The 21,398-nt window shown below is 42.9% G+C and carries 18 protein-coding genes; 5 read left to right on the forward strand and 13 right to left on the reverse strand.

The features are described 5' to 3' along the window. Nucleotides 1–105: 105 nt before the first annotated feature. The 3 genes from deoC to MHI20_RS12315 all read right to left on the reverse strand — a co-directional run bounded on the left by deoC (nucleotide 106) and on the right by MHI20_RS12315 (nucleotide 2,742). Nucleotides 106–777, reverse strand: coding sequence for a deoxyribose-phosphate aldolase (deoC, locus tag MHI20_RS12305; RefSeq protein WP_096882069.1), 672 nt, complete (start codon nucleotides 775–777; stop codon nucleotides 106–108). Nucleotides 778–861: 84 nt separating this feature from the next. Then, on the reverse strand, nucleotides 862–1,806 hold the full coding sequence (locus MHI20_RS12310; protein WP_007498020.1) for a sugar-binding transcriptional regulator: 945 nt from the start codon (nucleotides 1,804–1,806) through the stop codon (nucleotides 862–864). A gap of 60 nt (nucleotides 1,807–1,866) precedes the next feature. Next, nucleotides 1,867–2,742, reverse strand: a complete 876-nt coding sequence (locus MHI20_RS12315) for an aldose 1-epimerase family protein (protein ID WP_007498022.1) — start codon at nucleotides 2,740–2,742, stop codon at nucleotides 1,867–1,869. A gap of 239 nt (nucleotides 2,743–2,981) precedes the next feature. Between MHI20_RS12315 and MHI20_RS12320 the strand changes: the two genes are divergently transcribed. After that, nucleotides 2,982–4,805 (forward strand): acyltransferase family protein, encoded by a 1,824-nt coding sequence (locus MHI20_RS12320; RefSeq protein ID WP_047947041.1) that lies wholly within the window; start codon nucleotides 2,982–2,984, stop codon nucleotides 4,803–4,805. Between the two features lie 95 nt (nucleotides 4,806–4,900). On the opposite strand, the gene MHI20_RS12325 is transcribed toward MHI20_RS12320, so the two are convergent. The 3 genes from MHI20_RS12325 to MHI20_RS12335 form a co-directional block, all read right to left on the reverse strand. Continuing rightward, nucleotides 4,901–6,172, reverse strand: a complete 1,272-nt coding sequence (locus MHI20_RS12325) for an MFS transporter (RefSeq protein WP_340938700.1) — start codon at nucleotides 6,170–6,172, stop codon at nucleotides 4,901–4,903. A 219-nt stretch (nucleotides 6,173–6,391) separates the two neighbouring features. After that, nucleotides 6,392–7,489: a saccharopine dehydrogenase family protein gene (locus MHI20_RS12330; protein WP_178929719.1), complete on the reverse strand. Its 1,098-nt coding sequence runs from the start codon at nucleotides 7,487–7,489 to the stop codon at nucleotides 6,392–6,394. Further along, nucleotides 7,486–8,193 carry a class I SAM-dependent methyltransferase gene (locus tag MHI20_RS12335; protein WP_340938704.1) on the reverse strand — a complete coding sequence of 236 codons (708 nt, stop codon included), beginning with the start codon at nucleotides 8,191–8,193 and terminating at the stop codon, nucleotides 7,486–7,488. The genes MHI20_RS12330 and MHI20_RS12335 overlap by 4 nt, the downstream gene beginning before the upstream one ends. 125 nt (nucleotides 8,194–8,318) lie before the next feature. Here MHI20_RS12335 and MHI20_RS12340 point away from each other — a divergent pair, with 125 nt between their 5' ends. Then, the gene (locus MHI20_RS12340; RefSeq protein WP_268430832.1) at nucleotides 8,319–9,326 is read left to right on the forward strand and encodes a helix-turn-helix transcriptional regulator; all 1,008 of its coding nucleotides are present in this window, start codon (nucleotides 8,319–8,321) and stop codon (nucleotides 9,324–9,326) included. A gap of 35 nt (nucleotides 9,327–9,361) precedes the next feature. Here the strand turns inward: MHI20_RS12340 and yidA are convergent, their stop codons facing one another. Then, nucleotides 9,362–10,174, reverse strand: coding sequence for a sugar-phosphatase (yidA, locus tag MHI20_RS12345; protein WP_024719208.1), 813 nt, complete (start codon nucleotides 10,172–10,174; stop codon nucleotides 9,362–9,364). A 311-nt stretch (nucleotides 10,175–10,485) separates the two neighbouring features. Between yidA and MHI20_RS12350 the strand changes: the two genes are divergently transcribed. Continuing rightward, the gene (locus MHI20_RS12350) at nucleotides 10,486–10,845 is read left to right on the forward strand and encodes a MerR family transcriptional regulator (RefSeq protein ID WP_007498034.1); all 360 of its coding nucleotides are present in this window, start codon (nucleotides 10,486–10,488) and stop codon (nucleotides 10,843–10,845) included. Between the two features lie 144 nt (nucleotides 10,846–10,989). After that, entirely contained in the window at nucleotides 10,990–11,973 is a 984-nt protein-coding gene (locus tag MHI20_RS12355) for a Gfo/Idh/MocA family protein (protein ID WP_125589265.1), read from the forward strand. Between the two features lie 41 nt (nucleotides 11,974–12,014). On the opposite strand, the gene MHI20_RS12360 is transcribed toward MHI20_RS12355, so the two are convergent. After that, nucleotides 12,015–13,529 carry a methyl-accepting chemotaxis protein gene (locus tag MHI20_RS12360; protein ID WP_340938711.1) on the reverse strand — a complete coding sequence of 505 codons (1,515 nt, stop codon included), beginning with the start codon at nucleotides 13,527–13,529 and terminating at the stop codon, nucleotides 12,015–12,017. Nucleotides 13,530–13,847: 318 nt separating this feature from the next. On the opposite strand from MHI20_RS12360, the gene MHI20_RS12365 reads away from it, so the two are divergent. Beyond that, the gene (locus MHI20_RS12365) at nucleotides 13,848–15,185 is read left to right on the forward strand and encodes an amino acid permease (RefSeq protein ID WP_168948355.1); all 1,338 of its coding nucleotides are present in this window, start codon (nucleotides 13,848–13,850) and stop codon (nucleotides 15,183–15,185) included. Nucleotides 15,186–15,206: 21 nt separating this feature from the next. Here the strand turns inward: MHI20_RS12365 and MHI20_RS12370 are convergent, their stop codons facing one another. The 5 genes from MHI20_RS12370 to MHI20_RS12390 form a co-directional block, all read right to left on the reverse strand. Then, nucleotides 15,207–16,307: a DNA alkylation repair protein gene (locus MHI20_RS12370; RefSeq protein WP_414642644.1), complete on the reverse strand. Its 1,101-nt coding sequence runs from the start codon at nucleotides 16,305–16,307 to the stop codon at nucleotides 15,207–15,209. Between the two features lie 109 nt (nucleotides 16,308–16,416). Next, nucleotides 16,417–17,745: a GntP family permease gene (locus MHI20_RS12375; protein WP_340938716.1), complete on the reverse strand. Its 1,329-nt coding sequence runs from the start codon at nucleotides 17,743–17,745 to the stop codon at nucleotides 16,417–16,419. A gap of 24 nt (nucleotides 17,746–17,769) precedes the next feature. Continuing rightward, nucleotides 17,770–19,314, reverse strand: coding sequence for a gluconokinase (gene gntK, locus MHI20_RS12380; RefSeq protein WP_024720429.1), 1,545 nt, complete (start codon nucleotides 19,312–19,314; stop codon nucleotides 17,770–17,772). Between the two features lie 185 nt (nucleotides 19,315–19,499). Next, complete coding sequence (locus tag MHI20_RS12385) at nucleotides 19,500–20,333, reverse strand: MurR/RpiR family transcriptional regulator (RefSeq protein WP_340939347.1); 834 nt, start codon at nucleotides 20,331–20,333, stop codon at nucleotides 19,500–19,502. Nucleotides 20,334–20,449: 116 nt separating this feature from the next. Then, nucleotides 20,450–21,385, reverse strand: a complete 936-nt coding sequence (locus MHI20_RS12390) for a nucleoside hydrolase (RefSeq protein WP_340938719.1) — start codon at nucleotides 21,383–21,385, stop codon at nucleotides 20,450–20,452. Between the last annotated feature and the right edge of the window lie 13 nt (nucleotides 21,386–21,398).

The following is a 21,398-nucleotide window of genomic DNA, read 5'->3' on the forward strand; positions in this document are numbered from 1 at the left end:
GCAAACAAATTGCGGAAGAAAATCCCAGAAATGAGACCCTTCCGCATATGACTTTTTCATCATCTAATGAGTCATGATTGTTATCCTACCATAGGATCGTATGAATTAATAGTCTTTAGAAGGAGCTGATTGATCCCCTTTAATAATGGAAACGCCTGCACTGGCACCAATACGGGTTGCGCCTGCAGCTGTCATCGCTTCTACGTCTTCTTTTGTTCTCACGCCGCCTGATGCTTTGACACCGATGTCAGGTCCAACTGTTTTACGCATTAATGCGATGTCCTCAGCTGTTGCACCGCCTGTACTAAATCCAGTCGATGTTTTGACGAAATCAGCGCCAGCTTTTACAGAAAGTTCACAAGCTCGTACTTTCTCTTCATCTGTGAGTAAACAAGTTTCAATGATGACTTTCACTAAGGCTTTGCCTTTTGCTGCGTCTACAACGGCACGAATATCTTGTTCAACTGCATCATATTCGCCATCTTTCAATGCCGCAATATTGATGACCATGTCCACTTCAGTTGCACCGTTTTCAATGGCATCCTTTGTTTCAAATGCTTTCACTGCTGTTGTGTTTGCACCTAACGGGAAACCGATGACTGTACATACATCAACGCCTGTTCCTTCTAGTTCTTTCGCCGCAAGAGATACCCAAGTTGGGTTCACACAAACGGAAGCAAATTGATATGTCTTTGCTTCATCTAGTAACTGCATGATCGCAGCTTTAGATGTATCTGGTTTTAGTGCTGTATGATCAATGAGCTTTGCTATTGTCATGATTCACACTTCCTTTTAAATATGATACTTTCATCTTAAATGACTATTGAACAATTGTAAATATAGTTATGAAATTTTGTTCATCTATTTTGTGACATTTAAAAGAGCTCTTGCTGTGTGCTGATCGATCATCAATACGTTCGCATATTTTCCTCTCAGCGCCCCATGGATAGAGGCAACCTTTCGATGTCCACCAGCAACAAGAATGGAACGCTCTTTTGTTCTCAAATCATCCAGCTCCACACCGATTGTGCGATTGTTAATCGCTTCACTGCAAATGCGTCCTTCTTGATCATAAAAACGCGAACAGATATCTCCAACACTGGATGTCTTGAGCAGCGCCTTTTCTTCTTCACGGAAATAACCAAGCCTAAACAAAAGCGCCTCATCTCTTACCGTCCCAACAGTAAACACAGCGATATTTGCCTGTTTGCCCATTTCAATAATGCGCTGAATATGTCTGTCCTGTTCGACCATCTCTTTAACGGCGGCACTATCGAACACAACAGGCAGTGGCAAATAGCGTGGTGCCGTTTGAAAAGCTGATGCAAACAGCTGGATCGTTTCCGCAGAATATGTATTCACATGTGAATGGCTGATTCCGCCTTTCAGCTGAACAACTTCTACCCCTTTTACCTGTTTAGGTTGCATCTTTTGAGCAATTTGATACATCGTGGTGCCCCAGCTCACTCCAACGATATCACCGTCTTTCACCGTATTCTGAAGATAATCTGCACCAAACCGGCTCAAGTAATCCGTAATCGTTGGATAATCGTCCTTTGGCGAAAATACCACATGAGCCTCGAGCAGATCATATTTTTCTTTCAGCAATAAGGACAGCTCATTTAAATCCTCAAATGGGTCCATCACTGTAATTTGGACGTACCCTTTTTCCTTCGCATACTGAAGCAGACGAGACACCGTTGGCCTCGACAGGTCAAGCTGCTTGGCGATTTCCTGCTGACTGTAATCAGATAAGTAATAGAGCCTTGCTGCTTCAATACTTAATTGCTGTTTCTCCCGATCCATTCGTACGCCTCCTTTTTTCCTCTATCATAACAAATTGTTCACTTCACCATGCACAAATGTTCATTTAAAGAAAATGGTGTAAGCTGCGTGAAAGGTCTCTTGCTTCTCTAAGGTTTGAATGCCGAATTTCTCCTTATACTGCCCGTTTGTCCCTTCCATATCAGCGATCCCATACCAAGGCTCAATACAAACAAAAGGAGCCATTGTTCCCTTTTCTTGATCATATGGAGACCAAATACCAACGAACGGAAAACCACTGAGATCGACCTCAACGCCGTGACCTGCTTGAGAAGTCAATGATACTTGATCAATATGACTAAAGATCATTGCATCGTTCTGAAAAAGTTCTGGGCGAAGTTGAATCGGCTCAAACTCAACACCTTTCTCCTTCTCTCTCACAAGTGAATCATGAAGTTCATATTGAACTGGATCATGTTCGGTGGAAGGTATCAATGTGAGTGAATAATCAGCTGTCTGCTCGCCTTCAACAAGCGGGACATGAAATGCCGGATGCCCACCAATCGAGAAATACATCGTGCCATCTCCTTCATGAACAATTTCCCAGGAAATCGTTAGTCCATTTTCCGACAGTGCATAACTGATGCGCGCTGTAAATTCATACGGATATTGTGACGTGTGACGGCCATTTGATTGATATTGAAAAATCACCTGATCTTTTGCTTCTTCAAATAGTTCAAAATCAACATCACGCAAAAATCCATGCTGCGAGAGTTGATACGTTTGATCGTCTATCTTGTATTGATCATCCTTCAACCGTCCGACAATCGGAAATAAGACGGGCGACACCCTGCCCCAATAAGCAGGGTCACCAGACCACATATATTGACGTCCACTTTCTTTATGAAGCACCTCTCTCACCTCGGCACCTCTCTCATTGATTTGAACCAATAACAGATCATTTTCAATCGTTCTCATTCAACACATCCCCTTTCCTTCTTCTTTTATTATGACAGGGAATTTCGGTTTGAGTATAAAAATAAGAATCCCTCAAGCCTTAGAATGTTTCTTCATATAAAAAAATTTTAAAAAAGACAGAAATTCGCCAACAAAATGTAATGCTGATTCGTCTAATCTTATATAAAATAAAAGAATCGTTGTTCTTTTGGAGTGACAACAAAAAAGACGCGTTTGACATTGATGGGGGATTCTTTTTCATGAACAGCAAGGAAAACCGTTTACGTTACATATTAGGATTAGATGGGCTGAGAGCTGTTGCCGTATTGGCGGTCATTGCTTATCACTTACATATTGAACCCGCAAGCGGCGGGTTTCTTGGCGTTGATTTGTTTTTTGTGATTTCTGGTTACTTGATTACAACCATCTTGCTGCATAAGCAGGATTTGGGCTATCAAGAGCTTCTGCCTTTTTGGATGGGCCGCATCAGAAGGCTGCTTCCAGCTGCCTACGTCATGATTTTTTTAATCGTCAGCTGGTGCGCCATTGCTGGTTCAAATGCATTAATGTCCATTCGTGGCGATGCCTTATCGTCCTTTTTTTATGTGAGTAACTGGTGGTATATTTTTCATCAGCTCTCTTACTTTGACAGCTTCAATGCTGTATCTCCACTAAAAAATTTATGGTCTTTGGCGATTGAAGAGCAATTTTATCTCATTTGGCCGGTACTGTTGATTGCTGGACTGAAATGGGTGAAAAATAGATCCCATCTTCCTATGATCACCTTTGGTCTGGCACTTGTATCTGCTTTATGGATGGCCATTCTCTATTCACCGGATACTGACCCGAGCAGGATCTATTATGGAACAGACACACGTGCGTTTGCACTCCTCATCGGGTGCAGTCTTGCATTTGTCTGGCCCATGCACAGACTTTCCAGCAGAAAATTACTTCCTATCGGCAGACGTATGTTACAAATAGCCGGATTCGGTTCGATGGTCATTTTCCTCTTATGTGTTTATGCAGTCGACGAATTTGACGGCTTTCTCTATCAAGGCGGTATGCTTTTATTCTGTTTGAATGCAGCGATCTTAATTGCGTGTGTCTGCCATCCTGCCAGTCTTATTGGGAAATGGCTGTCATTTCAACCACTCGTTTGGCTCGGAAAGCGGTCTTATGGCATCTACTTATGGCATTATCCAATTATCGTGCTGACCACACCGGTCATTGAGATTGGACAGCCTTCCATGGGACGTGTCACATTGCAGCTCATCGCAATTCTACTCATATCAGAGGCTTCCTATCGTTTGATTGAACAGCCGATTCGTAAACTCGGGTTTAGACACTATTTTGCCTCTTGGTCGATTTGGAAAACAGGAATCAAGCAATGGTCTATGTCCAATAAAGTGTTTCTTGGGATTGCCGCAGTCCTTTTGATTTTATTTACCATTGGCATGTCTAGCTCGTCTCATACATCCCCGCATGCGCAAGAAGTCACACAAATTAAGACAGCGCCCCAAAAGGCAGGCGGTCAGACAGAATCAAAAGTGAAGAAAAAGAAAGACAAACATGAGAAAAAAGCAGCGGATCCTAAACAATTTCACCAAGTTCTTGCCATTGGTGATTCCGTCATGTTAGACATTGCTTCAAATTTAGAAAAGGCCTATGAACCCATCACCATTGACGCAAGGGTCGGAAGGCAAATGAACGAAGCCATCCGCATCGCCCCTCAATATGCTTCTTTTAACAAGGCTGATGCCGCTGTTATTATTGAGCTTGGCACAAATGGTTATTTTACAGAGGGGACTTTGACCTCATTCATTCAACATTTCTCGAAGGCACATATTTTTCTTGTGAACACTCGCGTTCCAAGATCTTGGGAAAATGATGTGAATGCAGTCATTGAGCGTGTGGCCAATCAACACCACAATGTGAGCTTAGTCGATTGGCATTCAGCCGCTACCGGACAGCCATCCTATTTTCAGCCAGATGGTGTTCATCTTTCCACAAAAGGCTCTGACACATTGACTGAGCTCATTAAAGCCAGTATCAAGAAAAAAGGAGATGTGTCCTCGGCATCATAAGAAGACTAGCATCCTGTGAAGAGAGATTCAAAAAAGACATGCTTTCCTATGATTGGAGGCATGTCTTTTTTGTGATGGATGAGCACGGAGCTGCATTATGTTTTACTTTTAAAAGACCAAACGATGACAGGGATGAGAATTAACGATAAAATTCCTCCGCTTAAAGATAATGTAGCATAACTCGTATTCGCCATGACCATTCCTGAAAGGGCACCGCCAGAAGCACCTGCTAACGCAACAAAAACATCGAGTGTTCCTTGGGTTTTTGCCCGGTTTGATGGTTCTGTAGAATCCACTATTTGAGCAGTACCACTAATTAAACCAAAGTTCCATCCCAATCCAAGTAAAGACAAAGCAATGATTAATAGAATCATTGAATCACTTGGTGCGAATGCTGCTAATAAACCAGCAAGTAACAATGTGACGCCCGACGCTATGCTCATAGCTGTTCGTCCTAGTTTATCTACAAGTACACCCGTGATAGGTGAAGGAAGATACATGGCTCCTATATGAAAACCAATCACAATGCCCACTTCGGCTAATCCATGACCATGATGCTGCATATGCACCGGTGTCATGGTCATGAGTGCCACCATGACAATTTGAGTTAAGATCATCACTGTGGCACCTACTGTAAGCCCTTTTTTATCTGTTTTTTTATCAGCAGCATCTGGTTTATTTCCATGCCCATGTTCTGCTTTGTAAGTTGCTATTCTTCGGGCAATGTCTAATGGATCAGGACGCAGCAGAATAAAAAGGACAAGACCAGCTACAATAAATGCTACTGCTGATAAAATAAAAGGACCGGCAAGTGCTGGAACACCAATGGACACTGCAAATTTACCCATCACTTCAACTAAATTCGGACCTGCTACTGCTCCAAATGTTGTCATGACCATTGTTGTACTAATTGCAGTTGCACGCTGTTTAGAATTTGCTAAGTCCGTCCCAGCATAACGCGCTTGTAAGTTCGTGGATGTTCCTGCTCCGTAAATGAAGAGCGATGCAAATAATAAAATGACACTATTCATCATAGCTGCCAGCACAACGCCAATTGCTCCGAGCCCTCCAACAACAAAACCTGTCGATAAACCGATGCGTCGTCCATAACGTTGTGAAAGCTTTCCTACAATGAAAGCTGACCCAGCTGACCCCAAAGTAAATAAAGCGATTGGGACTCCTGCATAGGCTTCAGTTCCAAGCATTTGTTGTGCTAAAATGGCACCTACCGTAATTCCTGCAGCTATTCCAGCCCCTCCAAATATTTGCGATAGACTGACAACAAACAATACTCGTTTATATAAATTTTTCAATTTTTGGGGTGAATCTATATAATTCTTCACTACATCTTTTTCTGTATCTAACACTTGTAAACACCCACTTGAGATTTATTTGCCCAATGTAACCATTATATCAGTTGCGACTACAATCCTTGATTTAAATCTCTTCCACCTCTCGGCCATTTCATGGAGAGCAAGCGGTTGTTTTCGGATCATAGACACCTTGTTTTGAAATGAATCATGAATAAAGCGCCCACATGACTGACCTGTTCTTTTGAGCTGATGCGTATCTTTTGTCGTTTTCTTTTATGCCGTTAAAAGGCTGGCTCTCAATGCTAGTGCGTGCTTTTCCTTCGTTTTTTGATCCACCAACGCAAAATCACCATTCTCATACGCTAATGAAAATAATTCTTCGATATGAAAAACACCTGCCTGAAACTGCTTGCTCAATACATGCAGTGCCACAGCACTGGCGACTTGAGCCGTTGCTTGAGACTCATCGCGACCTTTTATTCCAAGCGCTGCTCGATGAATTTCGTTACCCTTCATTCCTACCGCTTCCACTTTCACTGCATATTGATCTGTACCCATTTGAGCAGATTGAATCAGTGAAATGGCACGTTCCTTGATTTTCGGCATCGTGAGAAGGGACGTCATTCCGAGTTTCCTTGTGAGAGCAAATGCACGTGTCGCTACACCAGAATCAAAACAGAGCCTTGTTGTCACAGACGGCACATGGAGCGTCGAAGGCAATGTTTGCTGGTCAGAGAAAGGGAACTGATAGGCTTGCCGCTTTCCAAGCGTTTTGCCAAAATCAATGCGTTTCCCTCCAGTAAAACTTTTGACTTTCTTTCGCTGATGATTCTTCGTCAGCTCATAATCCGTATGCACATGATCAAGCGTCCATTCAATAGCTGCTTTTCCATGCTGGTCACCTAGCCCAAGCATGATACTAATATCAATTTGCTCCACAGAGGTCAGAATAGATGCCGCCTTCGCTGCAAGCAAATTGGTGAGACCAGGTGCAAGGCCTACACTCAGCACAGCCGTTGCGTTCAATTGCTGTTGATGGACCTTTGCTAGCTTCTCAATATAGGCTCCTTTTGCCGAAATATCGAGATAATCAATACCTGACCGTAAGCATGTTTCAGCAAATGACGTGTCGTCTTGATCCAGACACATGATCACGAGTTTCGTTTCATCCATCCAGTCCGTATCCATTGGTTGTCTTACGTCTATCTGAAATGGACGTACACGCCCATTCGTTTGGCGTGCAAATTGTTCAGCCTTCTCATAACTTCGGCCAGCCGCAAAGACTTGCCCAGGATACACGTCACTTAATTGAAGACATATTTGCTGCCCCACATGTCCATAACCGCCTATCACCATCACTTTTGACCTCATTTTCCAACCGCCTTTCTATCGCCTCTTTTACAAACAATCCCTTTGATCATGCCCGCTTGAAAATAAGGTCTGATGTCTTGAAATCCTGCTTCGGTTAATTGTGCTGTCATCTTTTCTTCAGACACGGGATATGTTGTGACACCCAGCCTTTCTCGGAAGGACGTAAACACTTCCTTTCCCAAGCCTTGACGATTCATGAATAGAGAAAGCATATGAAGCTCCTGCTGAAATGTCGGCGTTTTCGGGTCTCCTTGAATAAACGCCAACATGAGAGGCGCCCCTGGTTGAAGCCGGCGGGCGATCTCCTGTAAAAAGGTCAGCTGATCTTTTACAAAATGAATGACAAGCAAACTTACTGCTGCATCGTACGACTTTTCAACCGGCACTTTGTCTAAGGCAATCTCATACCATGTGACACGATCTTGCATATGAAGCTGTGCCACTCTGCGCTTGGCCATCTCAAGCATGGTTGGAGATGGATCAACCCCTGTGATATGCCAGTCTTTATTTCTTTGAAGCATGTTGATAATCTCTTCGCCCCCACCTGCTCCGACTGTTAACATGCGAGAAGCCGCTCCCATTAATTCGATTTCTACTCTATCCACTGTCAGCTCATGCAAAAGATGATAGCCCGGTACTTTATGTGCAATTGTCGCTGCATAGGATTCAGCAACAGGATCATGCCAATGTTGATTTACACTCATATGTCTTCTCCTCCAGTTTCCGCTTTGCTTCGTTTCCTTTACACTAACGGTATGTTATCTTCATTGTAAGAAGATAGATGAGAAAAAACGATCCCTAAAAGTAGGGATATTGAGGAGGAGATCAAATGAACAATCCAGCCGCTCATTTTCAGCAGCTGAGAAAAAACATTCGAGATGAACTTGCTGCTATCTGTGATTTTGATGCTGCCTGTATCACAACCATTGATCCAGCTACTCTCCTCTCGACGGGTTCTTTTACAGATGAACCGATTGAAGCCATACATAACGAGCTGTTTCAAAATGAATATTTAAAAAAAGATGTGCACCAGCATGAGGATCTAGCGAAAGGTCCTGTCCACGCTGCCAGTCTCGTCCAAAGTGGAGAATACATCAATAGTGGTCGATACCAGCACATTTTGTTACCTAACGGATGGGCAGATGAATTGCGGGCAGCCCTTGTGATTCAAGGTGAATGCTGGGGAATCGCCAGCCTTTATCGGAAAAAGGAGAAGGAACCTTTTCATGAACAAGATATACAAGCGGTTAGTCGCCAAACACCAGCACTCGCAGCCAAGCTGAGAGATGAACTTTTTAAAAGAAGAGAAACGGAAGAAGATGAAACGGCGGAACACCAAGGCTTCCTCATTCTTTCACACGATTACCATCTTCTTTATGGAAATGAAACTGGACTTCATTGGCTCCACACCTTCCAAACCTTTGAGCAAATTCATGACGGTGCCATCATGCCCCGTCCGTTTAGAGCATTAGGTGCTAAGCTTTTATATGGCGGCGGTGACCAAACAGCGGTCAGCATCACCAGAATGCCGACAGGGCGTTTTCTCTCTCTTCAAGCATTTCGTTTAGCACAGGCAGCCGGGGAGGAAGAGGCTGTCATGATTCATATTAAGCGAGCTCAAACAAGTGAAATCCTTCCTTATATAGCGAAAACATATCGGCTGACAGAAAGAGAAATGAACGTCCTTGACTGTTTAATAAAAGGACAATCCACAAAAGAAATTGCCAGTACGTTATTTATCTCGCCTCATACGGTGCATGATCATGTAAAGGCGATGCTCGAAAAAACAAATTTGAACAGCAGACGTATGCTTGTTTACTTTTTCTCACACATATAAAAAAGCGGCTACCTCATTGGTAGACCGCTCTTTCTTTATTTTCCGATGACTCGCTCATGCAGGACATGTGCGACTCCTGCTTCGTTATTGGATTTTGTCACAACATCCGCAACTGCTTTGACATCTTCAATGGCATTTCCCATCGCAACGCCACAGCCCGCAAATTCTAGCATCGACACGTCGTTCCCATTGTCACCAATCGCCATCACTTCTTCACGAGAAATCCCAAGTTCATGCGCTAGAAGCTTCACGGCATTCCCTTTGCTCACATCAGGATGAAGAATTTCTAGGAAGAAATCTGTGCTTTTTACCATCATGTACTGATCCTTCACTTCAGATGGAATGGCTTGTATCGTCTTTTCCAAACGTTCCGGCTGATCAATATACATCATCTTCGGAAGTCTCATGGATGGGTCTGCCTCTTCGACAGGTAAATACTTAAGCGGCAATTTCGTTAAATACGATTCAAGTACCGTGTATTCACTAATATCCCGATTTGGTGTGTATAGATGAGCCGAATCGAAATAATGCATAGGTGTATCCAGCTGACGGCTCAGTTCATATAAAGAAGTCAAATCATCATAGGATAAAGTTAATTCTGATACGACTTCATTTGTATGGCTGTTTTGTACAAGCGCTCCATTATAGGCGATGACATAATCCCCCTCTTGATCAAGCTGCAGCTCTTTTAAATAGCGGTGCACCCCGCCAATCGGCCGGCCTGTACATAAAACAATTTTAACGCCTTCTGCCTTCGCCTGTTGAATCGCAGCGAACACCTCATCCGGCACCATATGCTGATCATTTAATAACGTACCATCCATATCAATTGCGACTAATTTATACATTCACTGCTCCCCTTTTCTCAGCAAAACGTGCTGTCACTATTTTGAGTGATCATCTACATGATCACATGCTATTCATCATACTATGTACCTATTTTAGCCTATCGTTTTTTTCTCACGCTGTCTACTTGTTCCTATCTCTAACAAAAAATCACTTCATCCTCATCTATTATAACCTATTCTATGGAATCCGCTGTGAATAGAAGAGACCTGTCATTTTAACAGTATGAAAAGGAACAAATGTTCATCGGAGAATATTTTGAAACTAGCAAATCTAATTGTATGATGGATAGCAAAGAAAGGAGGTGCAGGGAATGATTACATTTACGAGAGGAAAATTGTCAAAAATGTCTGGTGTACATATTGAAACCATTCGTTTTTATGAAAATGAGGGTGTGCTCCCCGAGCCTAAGAGAGCACATAACGGCTATCGTTTATATGATAAAAAATATGTACTCATGCTATCCTTTATCACTGAAGCAAGAAAGCTAGATTTCTCACTCAAAGAAATTCGAGAAATTATCACGTCACTATTCGAGAAACAGTCGAAAACAGAAGCGGAACAGCTGCTCGAACAAAAAGTAGAAGATATTCAAAAATCCATTCAAGAGTTAAAAAAGAGGAAGGCGGCCATTCAACTGTTAACGAAACAAACATTAGCTAACATTAGTTAATTGTAGAGGCTGCCAAAGATGTGCCGGTATTTTTTACTGGCACCCCTCTGCGCCTAGCTGTTAAGTACACGTTGTATGAAAACATCAGGTATACTAGAGACAGCTTGACGTGACATCAATCGTATGAAAGGGGTTATGAATAGAATGAGAATAGCAACCATTGGAACAGGTGTGATTGTGGAAGGTTTCCTCCAGGCAATTGAACAGCTTGAAGGTGCTTCTTGCCACGCTGTCTATTCAAGAAAGGAAGCGACGGCAAAGAAACTCGCAGATCAATTTGGGGTGCAAACGACTTATACGGATTTAACCGCTATGTTCGAAGATCCCCACATAGAAGCGGTATATATCGCATCACCCAATCGTTTACATAGCGAGCATGCCACAGCTGCATTGAAACACGGAAAACATGTGATTTGCGAAAAGCCTTTTACCTCTAATGTGAAAGAGCTAGAAGCCTTAATCGCTCTCGCAAAGGAAAAGCAGCTCTTCCTATTTGAAGCCATTACGACCGTTCATATGCCCAACTATCATTTAATCAAAAAACACCTTCATCAATTAGGCAGAATCAAACTCGTTCAATGCAACTATAGTCAATATTCAAGTAAATATAATCAGCTGCTCGCCGGGGAAACGCCGAATGTCTTTAACCCAGAGTTTTCTGGCGGTGCCCTCATGGATATTAACATTTACAATGTTCATTTCATTATGAATCTATTTGGTTCACCGAAAGACGTTCGTTACCAGGCCAACCGCCATCCAAACGGCATCGACACATCTGGTGTTTTAACTTTTACTTACAATGATTTCATCGCCACAAGTGTTGGCAGCAAAGATACAAGCAGTATGAATTTCGCTTTGATTCAAGGGGAAAAAGGGTTCCTGCATGTGAAAAATGGTGCGAATGGCTGTGAGGAAGTGTTGCTGCATATAGGAGACCAAGTCACTTCACTCAATGCACAAACCAATTCAAACCGCCTGTTTTATGAAGCAGAAGCATTTCAGCATATCATTGAAACAGGAAATGTCGAAAAGTGTTATGAATGGCTTGATGACAGTCTTTCTGTCATGAAGGTTCTTGAAGCCGCTAGGAAAGACGCCGGTATTGTTTTCCCAGCGGATCATGCTTAAATAAAAAAACCGCCTTCTGATGAAAAGGCGGTTTTTTGACATTAGATACTCTTTGAATATGCCACCAGACGCTGAGACATATGATTCACTTCATCAACTGAAGCGTTCACTTGCTCTGTTAAAGCAGCCTGTGTTTGCGTAAGAGCTGTCATATTGGAGATATTTTCAAGAATTTGATCGATTTGTGTTTTCATTTCAGTTAAACTAGATTCGATATTTTCTGTCGCATTGGCACTATGAAGCGCTAGCTTACGTACTTCATCGGCAACGACTGAGAAACCGCGGCCCTGCTCGCCTGCTCTTGCTGCTTCAATTGCGGCATTCAAACCAAGCAGATTCGTTTGGTTTGCCACTTCTTTGATCAAGTCTGAAATGTTCTTCGTCTCATCTGCACTGTTTTTCGCCAGATTAGCAGCAGACGTTGACTGCTCTTGGGCGACAGCAAGCTCCTGTGCTTGGTTTGTCACAGAACTGATGCCAGATACCATCTCACTAATAGAACTTGAAAGCTGCTCTACTTGGGAAGCCATTTCATGGGCTGTTTTTTCTTTATTTTTTTCTAACGTAATATCACGAATCGTTCCTGCGACACGTAAAGGGACACCCTTCTCATCACGAATGGTTTCACCGCCCGCATGATACCAGCGGTACTCGCCATTTTTACTCTGCAATCTATAATCAATGTCAAATGGTGTACGGCCAGAATGATCATTTAAGTGATCCGCAAAGGCTTGGAGGGCCGATTCTTTATCTTCAGGATGCAAACGATCACTCCAGCTGCTCAACACGTTCGGGAAATCCTTTTCATCTATAAAACCAAGCGTTTTTCTAAACTGCGGAGACCACCAGAATTCATTGTTTGGATTGACAGGATCGCCAGCCTCTACAATCATATCCCAAGGCGCTTCCACAAGCGCACGGTTGATCAAGTCATATCTTGTCACGAATGCTTGCAGCTCTTCTTCTTTCAATTTCTGATCATGAATATCAAAAAGAGCCCCTGCCACACGAAGAGGTACCCCATTTCGATCTCGAATCGTCGTTCCAGTTGCTTTGAACCAGCGATACTCGCCATTTTTCAACTTCAGACGATACTCGATATCATACGGTGTACGGCCAGAATGATCCAATAAATGCGCAGAGAATGCATTCAAGGTGTATTCCTGCTCATCTGGATGAATTCGAGATGCCCAGCTGTCTAAGACATTCGGAAAATCGTTTTCATTCTGAAAACCTAGCATTTTGCGGAAATCATCCGTCCATGTGAATTCGTTTTTTGGATTCACAGGATCTCCTGCTACAACCGTCATATCCCATAGACCCACTTGAATCGCTTTTGTCACTAAATTCATACGCATATGAATATCTTCTTGCACTTCTTGCATCTTTTGCAACGCTTCATTTATTTGAGCCACTGCTTCTATTGTTTGACTAGAAGAGAATGCAGCAGTATCAATTCTGGCTGAAAAATCTCCCTTCTCAATTCGTTCAACTAATTGACTGCTTTCACTAAGAAGGGCTTCCGACGATGAATCACTTGCTTTTCTCATAAACATCTTCAATAACTCCTTTCATTCTTTCATACATTTTTGAAATATTTTACAGTTATAAACAATTCTTTATTAGGACTTTAGTAACACGAAAGATATATCGACAAAAACTGAAAATTGTTTATGTCAGAATGAAGGCAAATGTTCATTTTTTCACGAAGTTTTAGATTTTGGGGATGGGTCATGGAAAAGATTTATGGAAGAAAACGGCTCATTTGATAGAATCAACCGCCTATTTTGTCTGAAAAATCTCTTTTTTTATATTGACACTGACCGCTCGAAAAAAGAAAATGGAACATAAGCATTTTAAAAAAGGAGAACGTCATGAGCGCGAATCAGGAACAACACGAATTAAAAAAGCTTTTATCGCCGCGTCATATTCGCATGATTGCGATGGGCGGGGTCATTGGTACAGGAATCTTTAAAGGAAGTGCCGATACAATCGGCTTAGCAGGTCCTGGAGTCATCTTTTCCTATGTATTTGCTGGATTGCTTCTTCTCATTGTCATGGCGGCTTTAGCTGAAATGGCCATCGTCTACCCGGGGAATAACCTTCGCGACCTCATACAGATTGCGCTTGGTCAACGTTTTTCATTTGTTGTCGGATGGGTTTACTGTTTTATGTGGCTCACTGTATGTGTCATTGAAATCATTGCAGCGGGCAGTTTGCTTCAATATTGGTTGCCGAACGTACCATTATGGTCTTTATGTTTACTTTGCTCGCTCTTAGTCATCGGAATTAATTTAAATAATGTAAAATACTTTGGTGAAATTGAGTTTTGGTTCGCTGGAATGAAGATTTTCGTTATTATTGTGTTTATTATTCTCGGTGCTGCACTATTATTTGGAATCATTCCGAGCGAACAAAGCACGCCTGTTCTCACCAATTACCAAAACTTTGTCCCGAACGGATGGGGTGCTGTCTTTGCCTCATTATTAGTGGTGATCTTCTCGTATGGAGGCTCTGAATTGATCGGGCTGACCATTACAGAAACAAAGGATGCAGAAAAGGTATTACCTGGTGTTGTCAAAAGTATGATGTGGCGCATCATCTTGTTTTACACACTGCCGATTTTGATTATTTGTGGACTCATTCCTTGGAATCAAATTGATCCGAATAACAGTCCTTTTGTCCAAGTCTTTTCAGCAGCTGGCATGCAAGGTGCCTCTCACTTCATTAATTTCGTCTTAATTACAGCCGTTCTATCTGCCGCCAACTCTGGTATTTACGGCACGACGAGAATGATTCATTCTCTATCTAAATCAGACGGCGGTCCAAAAAAGCTGGCACAGGTCAACAAAAGAGGTGTACCTATTTTAAGTTTATGGGTGACCGTTCTATTTCTTTTAATCGGAACATTCTTTGCTTACTTGTACCCAGATCAAATTTTCAGCTATATGCTGGCTATCCCTGGTTTTGCGGTTTCTCTTATTTGGATCAGCATCTGTCTGGCTCATTTGAAACTGCGTCCAAGATATCCGCAGGAGCCGTATTTCAAAGTTTGGTTATTCCCGTATTTCACTTTATTTGCTGGTCTTGTACTCAGTGTCAGTTTTGTTATGTTCCTATTCAGACCAGAGAACTTACCTAGCTCGATTATCAGTATCGGTTTCTTAGCAGCCGCCATCATTGCTTCATTCTTAATGAAAAAGAAAGCTTAGAAACGCAAGCAAAAACCCGCCTCAGTGGCGGGTTTTTTCATGAGCAGCTGCTGTGACTTCGAAATCAACAGACGCTTTTGGGATGCCGTTGATGATGATGGTTAATGTATGAATGCCCTCATAGTGCTTTCTCGTTGTCATATTTTGAAACGACTGTGATCGGACAAATTCTCTATGCAGGGCCGATCCTGTATCAAATTCTGTGATTTTAAATACCTTTTGATTGCGTGTACCACGAGCTTTCACGTAATCAATGGCATACTCTACGCGCAGCTTTAATGGCTTATCAGTTTGAAGAATAAAATGAAAGGTCAGCTTCTCTCCAATACGAACGGGGTCTTGCGTCACCTTCAAATCCGTTACTTGGATAGACGGATCATCTCCATAGCCAAATAAAGCCATGATATCTGGATCGCCTTTTTTCAATAACGTACGGGATGCATGTTTGACAATCCAGTTTGTATGTTCATTGGTTCCATACCAGCTTTTGACCATTTGCTTCATGAGGTCTGGCTGAATTGCAGAAATATCATTTAAATGATTCGCTACACTTTTTTGCACATACTTGGCCGAATCTGACTTCAAATTTTCTAAAATGGGCAGCGTGACAGAAGGGTCCTTTTTCAGCGCAGGGACGGATAATCCCCACGGCAAACGAGGCCTGCATCCTTCACTAGCGAGACGGCGAATATGTTCATTTTGATCCTGTGACCACACAAGCATCTGCGCCAGCATTTTCTCTTGATCTTGAATGAGAAAAGGTCGAACGGCAAATTCAGCAGTGGAAAACGGTGTAAAGAATTCAAGTGCTTTGATCGAGATATCCCAATGGTCAACACCATATGTCTCGACGTAGTCTGGAAATACAAGCGCACTGAGCCCTGTAAAATGCGGTGCTGTCTGACGCAGTACATCGATTGCCTTCTCATAATCCTCAGGCAGACAGGCGTGCATCGATTCAGTCACTCTTCTCATTCGTCCTTTCAACTCCAGCTGCTCCCAATCCTCTTGAAACACGAGCTGCTGAAAGTGATCAGCATCAAATACAGTTGACGCTTGCGCCAGTTTTTCTGCTAAATGTTGAATAAATGGTTCATTATATACATGTTTTAAAGGTTCGATCGTGTCCGCCTCCCATAGCTCAATATCATTATTTTATCCTAAATTGTCAAAAGCGGCATAACAACAAGCCAAAAACAGCCCAATCCCGAAGAATTGAGCTGTTGTCCCGTTATATAAACATATTTATGATCATAATAAATGCAATGGCGCTAACGGAAATGATGGTCTCCATAGCCGTCCAAGTCAAGAACGTCTCTTTAATGGTCATACCAAAATACTCTTTGATCAGCCAAAAACCAGAGTCATTGACATGAGACAAAATCAGTGAACCCGCTCCTGTTGCTAAAACAAGCAGCTCTCTGCTCACATCCGGCATGGATGCAGCGATTGGGGCTACAATTCCGGCCGCTGTCATCATGGATACTGTAGCTGATCCTGTTGCCACACGAATAACCGCAGCAATCAGCCAGCTAAGTAAAATCGGTGAGATTGGGGAGTGTTTGGCTAAATCAGCAATATAATCCCCAACGCCTGAATCGATTAGTACATTATTGAACGCTCCGCCTGCACCAATCACAAGCAGAATGGAAGCGATCGGTCCCAAACAATCGTTACTGAATGACAGCACTCGGTCACGGCTCATCCCTTGTATAAAGCCAAGACTAAAGAAAGAATACACTGTCGCAATTAATAAAGCTGTTATGGGATCTCCAATGTACTTGAACATCTGATACCACATACTATCCTCTGGCAAAATAATATCCGCCAACGTGGCAAGCAGCATAAGAATGACCGGCACCAAAATGGTAAACATCGTATTCGCAAAACCAGGAAGCTTCCGATCAGCATGTCGTTCCGTGAATTGCTTTCTGAGCAGCTCTGGAACTGGTTTATGTATCCGTTTTCCAATCCACTTACCGTACAGCGGTCCAGCGATAATAGCTGTTGGCAAACCGACGATGATTGAAAAGTAAATCGTTTTCCCCACGTTGGCATGATAGATGCCTACTGCTGCCATGGCAGCTGGATGAGGCGGAACTAGCCCATGCACAACAGACAATCCTGCGATTAATGAAATCCCAATCGTCACGAGCGAAATGCCCGTTTCAATCGCAATGGTAAAGAGTAAAGGAATGAGAAGAACGAATCCGACCTGGAAAAAGACAGGTATCCCCACGATAAAGGCTACAAACATCATCGCCCAATGCACATTCTTCGTCCCAAAACGACTGATGAGTGTTTGAGCTATCCGCTCAGCGCCCCCTGACTCAGCCATCATTTTCCCAAGCATGGTCCCAAGCGCTAGCACAATCGCCAGTAACGATAACGTGTTCCCTAATCCCGTTTTAATCGATTGAATGATTTCCTGTAAATCCATTCCTGTAGCAAAGCCTACTAGCATAGAGGTAATGATCAAACTCACAAACGGATTCAACTTAGCGACTGTAATGAGAATGAGTAAAAGGACAATCGCCGCAATCACAATGAATAAAAGCATGTTCTCCCACCTTTTCCCCGATGTTTAACGATTTTGTTTTAATTGCAACGCACTAATGACATCAAATTCATCCTTCAGTTTGTCATAGAGACGCTCATATAAATAAAACAGCTCTATGTATGTTTCGTTGTTCTTCATATTTGGTTCATGGCGGGCAGAAATACGGATCCATTCCTGTACCTCTTCTATCTCTTCCATATGACCTAAACTATGAAGTGCAAGGACAGCCGCCCCAAGTGCTGAAGCCTCGTAGCTCTCTGGAACAAGCACTTCTCTGCCCATTGTATCCGCCAAAATCTGCCGCCATAGCGGGGATCTCGCAAATCCACCAGAAGCCCTGACATCCTTCGCTGGACCTGTTAAATCTCTTAGTGCCACACCGATCGAGAAAACACTCATAATGACGCCTTCTAACACGGCTCTAATAAAGTGCTCGCGCTTATGCTGAAGACCGATCCCGAAGAACGTGCCTCTTGCGTTTGGATTCCAATAAGGTGCTCGCTCACCTGTTAAAAATGGTAGAAACAGCAGTCCTTCTGAGCCAGCTGGAACCTTTTCTGCAATATCAATCATTAGATCGTAAGGGTCTACACCTAGACGCTTTGCTACCTCCACCTCGGAAGACCCAAATTCATCCTTGAGCCATCTCAGCATAATTCCGCCGTTATTGGTCGGTCCTCCGACGACCCAATGCTTGTCCGTCAATGCATAGCAAAATGTTCTTGATTGCTCATCTGTAATTGGCTGATCTACGACTGTACGTACTGCACCACTTGTCCCAATCGTGACTGCTACCTCACCTTTGCCAATCGCACCAACACCAAGATTCGCTAGTACACCGTCATTTGCACCCACAACAAATGGTGTATCTTCTTCAATGCCCATTCGCAGCGCAATTTCTGGCTGAAGACCACGCAGCTGATGCGTCGTTGGAACAAGTTCAGACAGCTGATTCACCTGAATTCCTGCAATACGTAGTGCCTCCTCGTCCCATTGAAGCGTTTCCAATCGGAACAGTCCTGTTGCTGATGCGATTGAATAATCGACCACATACTGACCGAAGAAATGATAAAGAACATACTCTTTGATGGAAATGAATTTTGCTGCCTGATTGAAGACGTCAGGTGTCATTTCCTTGATCCATCGTATTTTTGAAAGCGGTGACATTGGATGGATCGGTGTTCCGGTTCTTTTATAAATTTGAAAGCCATCTAAGTCCGTTATGATTCGTTTCGCTTGTTCTGCACTTCTGTTATCAGCCCAAATGATACTGTTTGTTAATGCTTTTCCATTCTCATCCATGACGATTAAGGAATGCATCGCCGTACTAATTCCCACACCTATGAGGTTTTTTGCATCAAATGCTGCTTTCGTCAATGCGCCTCTTACACTCGCAATCACAGCATCTAAAATATGTTCAGGGTTCTGCTCAACCCATGCTGGCTGGGGGTGAATGAGGTCATAAGGAACAGAATGCTTTGATATGACTTTCCCCTGTGGTCCAAATAAAACCGCCTTTGTACTTGTTGTTCCAATATCCAAACCAATTACCGCCTGGTTTCCCTTCATCTGTATCACGCCCAATCATTGATTTGAAATAAAGTGTCGTGGTGCCGGTGTACCTGATAAATCCCATTATAGGAATATTTTTTTCGACATTCAACGATCAAAAAGAAAATAATTTTCATTTAAAACCTTAGAATCGTTACCACAACAGCATTTTTCACTAATAGAAAAATTTATTTTTGAAACCATTACACTCTTTTTTGAGAAATGGTTTCTCTCATTTGCCTTAAGTTTGTTAATGTTTCCTGCTGCCTTAAATGTGCAAGCGCAAAATATAGCACATCAATCACAGTAAGCTGGGCAAGCCTAGCAGACATCGCTTCCGTTCGGAAAGCCGTTTCTTGCGTTGATGTATACAGCGTGACATCTGCAAGCTGACTCAATGGAGAACGCTGATAGCTTGTAATGCCAATGGTTTTTGCTCCTTTTTCCTTGGCTGTTTTCATCGCATCCAGTAAATCCTTATTTCGACCAGAATGAGATATACCAAGCACTGTGCTCTTTTGATCAAGCAGACCTGCCGACATCGCTTGAAAGTGAGAATCTGTATGAACAATACAGTTGATGCCTGTTCTCATAAATTTGTGAAAAGCATCTGTGGCGATGAGGCCAGACCCACCGCTGCCATAAAACTCTAAGCGCTCTGCTTCATGGATTAATTGTACGGCTTTTTCTACATCTTCTGGATTCAACAATTGAAAACTATCCTTTAATGCAGTGATGTTCGCCTGAAATACCTTTTGCATAAAAACGGCAGTATCATCGTCAAGACTCATCTCTTCATCTACATAATCAGGCTTCGTTTGGTCTATTTCCTGGGCAATAGCAATCTTCAAATCTTGATACCCCTCAAATCCAAGCCTTTTACAAAGACGAAAAATCGTTGCCTCTGAGCTCGCTGTCTTTTTGGCAAGCTCGACAATCGACAAATGGATGATGTCGCGGGGCTCACTCGTAATGTGCTCAGCAATTGCTTTCAGTTTTGGCGGCAATCCTCTGCTTGCTGCCCTTATCTTATCCATACTACTTAAACTGACAAAAGCCAATTGACTTCACTCCTTCTCTATTCATGTGAGCGCATACATTTCCTCATGTTCCCATCTTATAAAAAAGAAGCCTGTTTGCACAGACTTCTTTTTTAAGAATTCAAGACTTTGATCATTAAATCAAAAAACCTTTCAGCATCTACATCCATACACACTTGAAGGTTGCGATCTTTTCCCCATTGGTGCTGAAAATCACATATCATTTGACCATCGCAGAACTCACTCTTCGTCTCCACTTCTACATGAAAAGCCCGTGTATTCACAAGTTGTTTATCAATTGCAAGACTTACAGCAAGCGGATCATGCATGGCACATGCCCACACCCCATTCCGCTCAAAATAGCGCTGGCGGTAAATGCTTGTGCTCTCTCTGATATAACCGGCTAACGTTTCATTTTGAATGGCATTAATTCTCTCATCCGTTAACAAGACCTGTCTCGTGACATCCAGCCCTACTTGAGTCAATGAAGGGAAACCAGCCTCCAGCACCAATTTCGCCGCTTCTGGATCTGCATATGTATTAAATTCCGCAACCGGTGTGACATTCCCCTGTCCCTGCACGACACCCCCCATAAAAATGACTTCTTTCACGTGATGAATCAGCTCAGGGCATTTTTTTACCGCAAGGGCTAAATTCGTTAACGGTCCTGTCAACACAAGCGTAACCTGCTTCGAATACTTCAGCACTTGGTCAATGATAAAATCAGGCGCAAAACCTTCATCTGCGGTCTTCTTAGGCCGGGCGTCCTTTAAAGCGCCGCCAATTCCATCCTCCCCATGCACCCGATGTTCATAATGAGGGGCTCTCAAAAGAGGCGTTACTGCACCTTTGATGACAGGGATTTCCTCTGCCTCAACCAGCTCAAGCACTTTACACGTATTCAGTGTCGCCGCTTCAACAGACACATTCCCGCACACCGTTGTGATCCCCAACATATCAAACCGCTTACTTTTCACCGCAAGCAAAATACCAATCGCATCATCAATTCCAGTGTCTACATCCAAGATCAATTTCTTTTTATTTGCCATGTTTGAAAGCTCT

The sequence above is a fragment of the Bacillus sp. FSL K6-1106 genome, from assembly GCF_038005245.1.
GTDB classification, from domain to species: Bacteria; Bacillota; Bacilli; order Bacillales; family Bacillaceae; genus Bacillus; species Bacillus altitudinis.

What these genes read in the sequence shown, in the direction of transcription:
- deoC (WP_096882069.1), bottom strand. Translation starts at nt 777, where the DNA reads ATGACAATAGCAAAGCTCATTGATCATACAGCACTAAAACCAGATACA.
- MHI20_RS12310 (WP_007498020.1), bottom strand. Translation starts at nt 1,806, where the DNA reads ATGGATCGGGAGAAACAGCAATTAAGTATTGAAGCAGCAAGGCTCTAT.
- MHI20_RS12315 (WP_007498022.1), bottom strand. Translation starts at nt 2,742, where the DNA reads ATGAGAACGATTGAAAATGATCTGTTATTGGTTCAAATCAATGAGAGA.
- MHI20_RS12320 (WP_047947041.1), top strand. Translation starts at nt 2,982, where the DNA reads ATGAACAGCAAGGAAAACCGTTTACGTTACATATTAGGATTAGATGGG.
- MHI20_RS12330 (WP_178929719.1), bottom strand. Translation starts at nt 7,489, where the DNA reads ATGAGGTCAAAAGTGATGGTGATAGGCGGTTATGGACATGTGGGGCAG.
- MHI20_RS12335 (WP_340938704.1), bottom strand. Translation starts at nt 8,193, where the DNA reads ATGAGTGTAAATCAACATTGGCATGATCCTGTTGCTGAATCCTATGCA.
- MHI20_RS12340 (WP_268430832.1), top strand. Translation starts at nt 8,319, where the DNA reads ATGAACAATCCAGCCGCTCATTTTCAGCAGCTGAGAAAAAACATTCGA.
- yidA (WP_024719208.1), bottom strand. Translation starts at nt 10,174, where the DNA reads ATGTATAAATTAGTCGCAATTGATATGGATGGTACGTTATTAAATGAT.
- MHI20_RS12350 (WP_007498034.1), top strand. Translation starts at nt 10,486, where the DNA reads ATGATTACATTTACGAGAGGAAAATTGTCAAAAATGTCTGGTGTACAT.
- MHI20_RS12355 (WP_125589265.1), top strand. Translation starts at nt 10,990, where the DNA reads ATGAGAATAGCAACCATTGGAACAGGTGTGATTGTGGAAGGTTTCCTC.
- MHI20_RS12360 (WP_340938711.1), bottom strand. Translation starts at nt 13,529, where the DNA reads ATGTTTATGAGAAAAGCAAGTGATTCATCGTCGGAAGCCCTTCTTAGT.
- MHI20_RS12365 (WP_168948355.1), top strand. Translation starts at nt 13,848, where the DNA reads ATGAGCGCGAATCAGGAACAACACGAATTAAAAAAGCTTTTATCGCCG.
- MHI20_RS12375 (WP_340938716.1), bottom strand. Translation starts at nt 17,745, where the DNA reads ATGCTTTTATTCATTGTGATTGCGGCGATTGTCCTTTTACTCATTCTC.
- gntK (WP_024720429.1), bottom strand. Translation starts at nt 19,314, where the DNA reads ATGAAGGGAAACCAGGCGGTAATTGGTTTGGATATTGGAACAACAAGT.
- MHI20_RS12385 (WP_340939347.1), bottom strand. Translation starts at nt 20,333, where the DNA reads ATGGATAAGATAAGGGCAGCAAGCAGAGGATTGCCGCCAAAACTGAAA.
- MHI20_RS12390 (WP_340938719.1), bottom strand. Translation starts at nt 21,385, where the DNA reads ATGGCAAATAAAAAGAAATTGATCTTGGATGTAGACACTGGAATTGAT.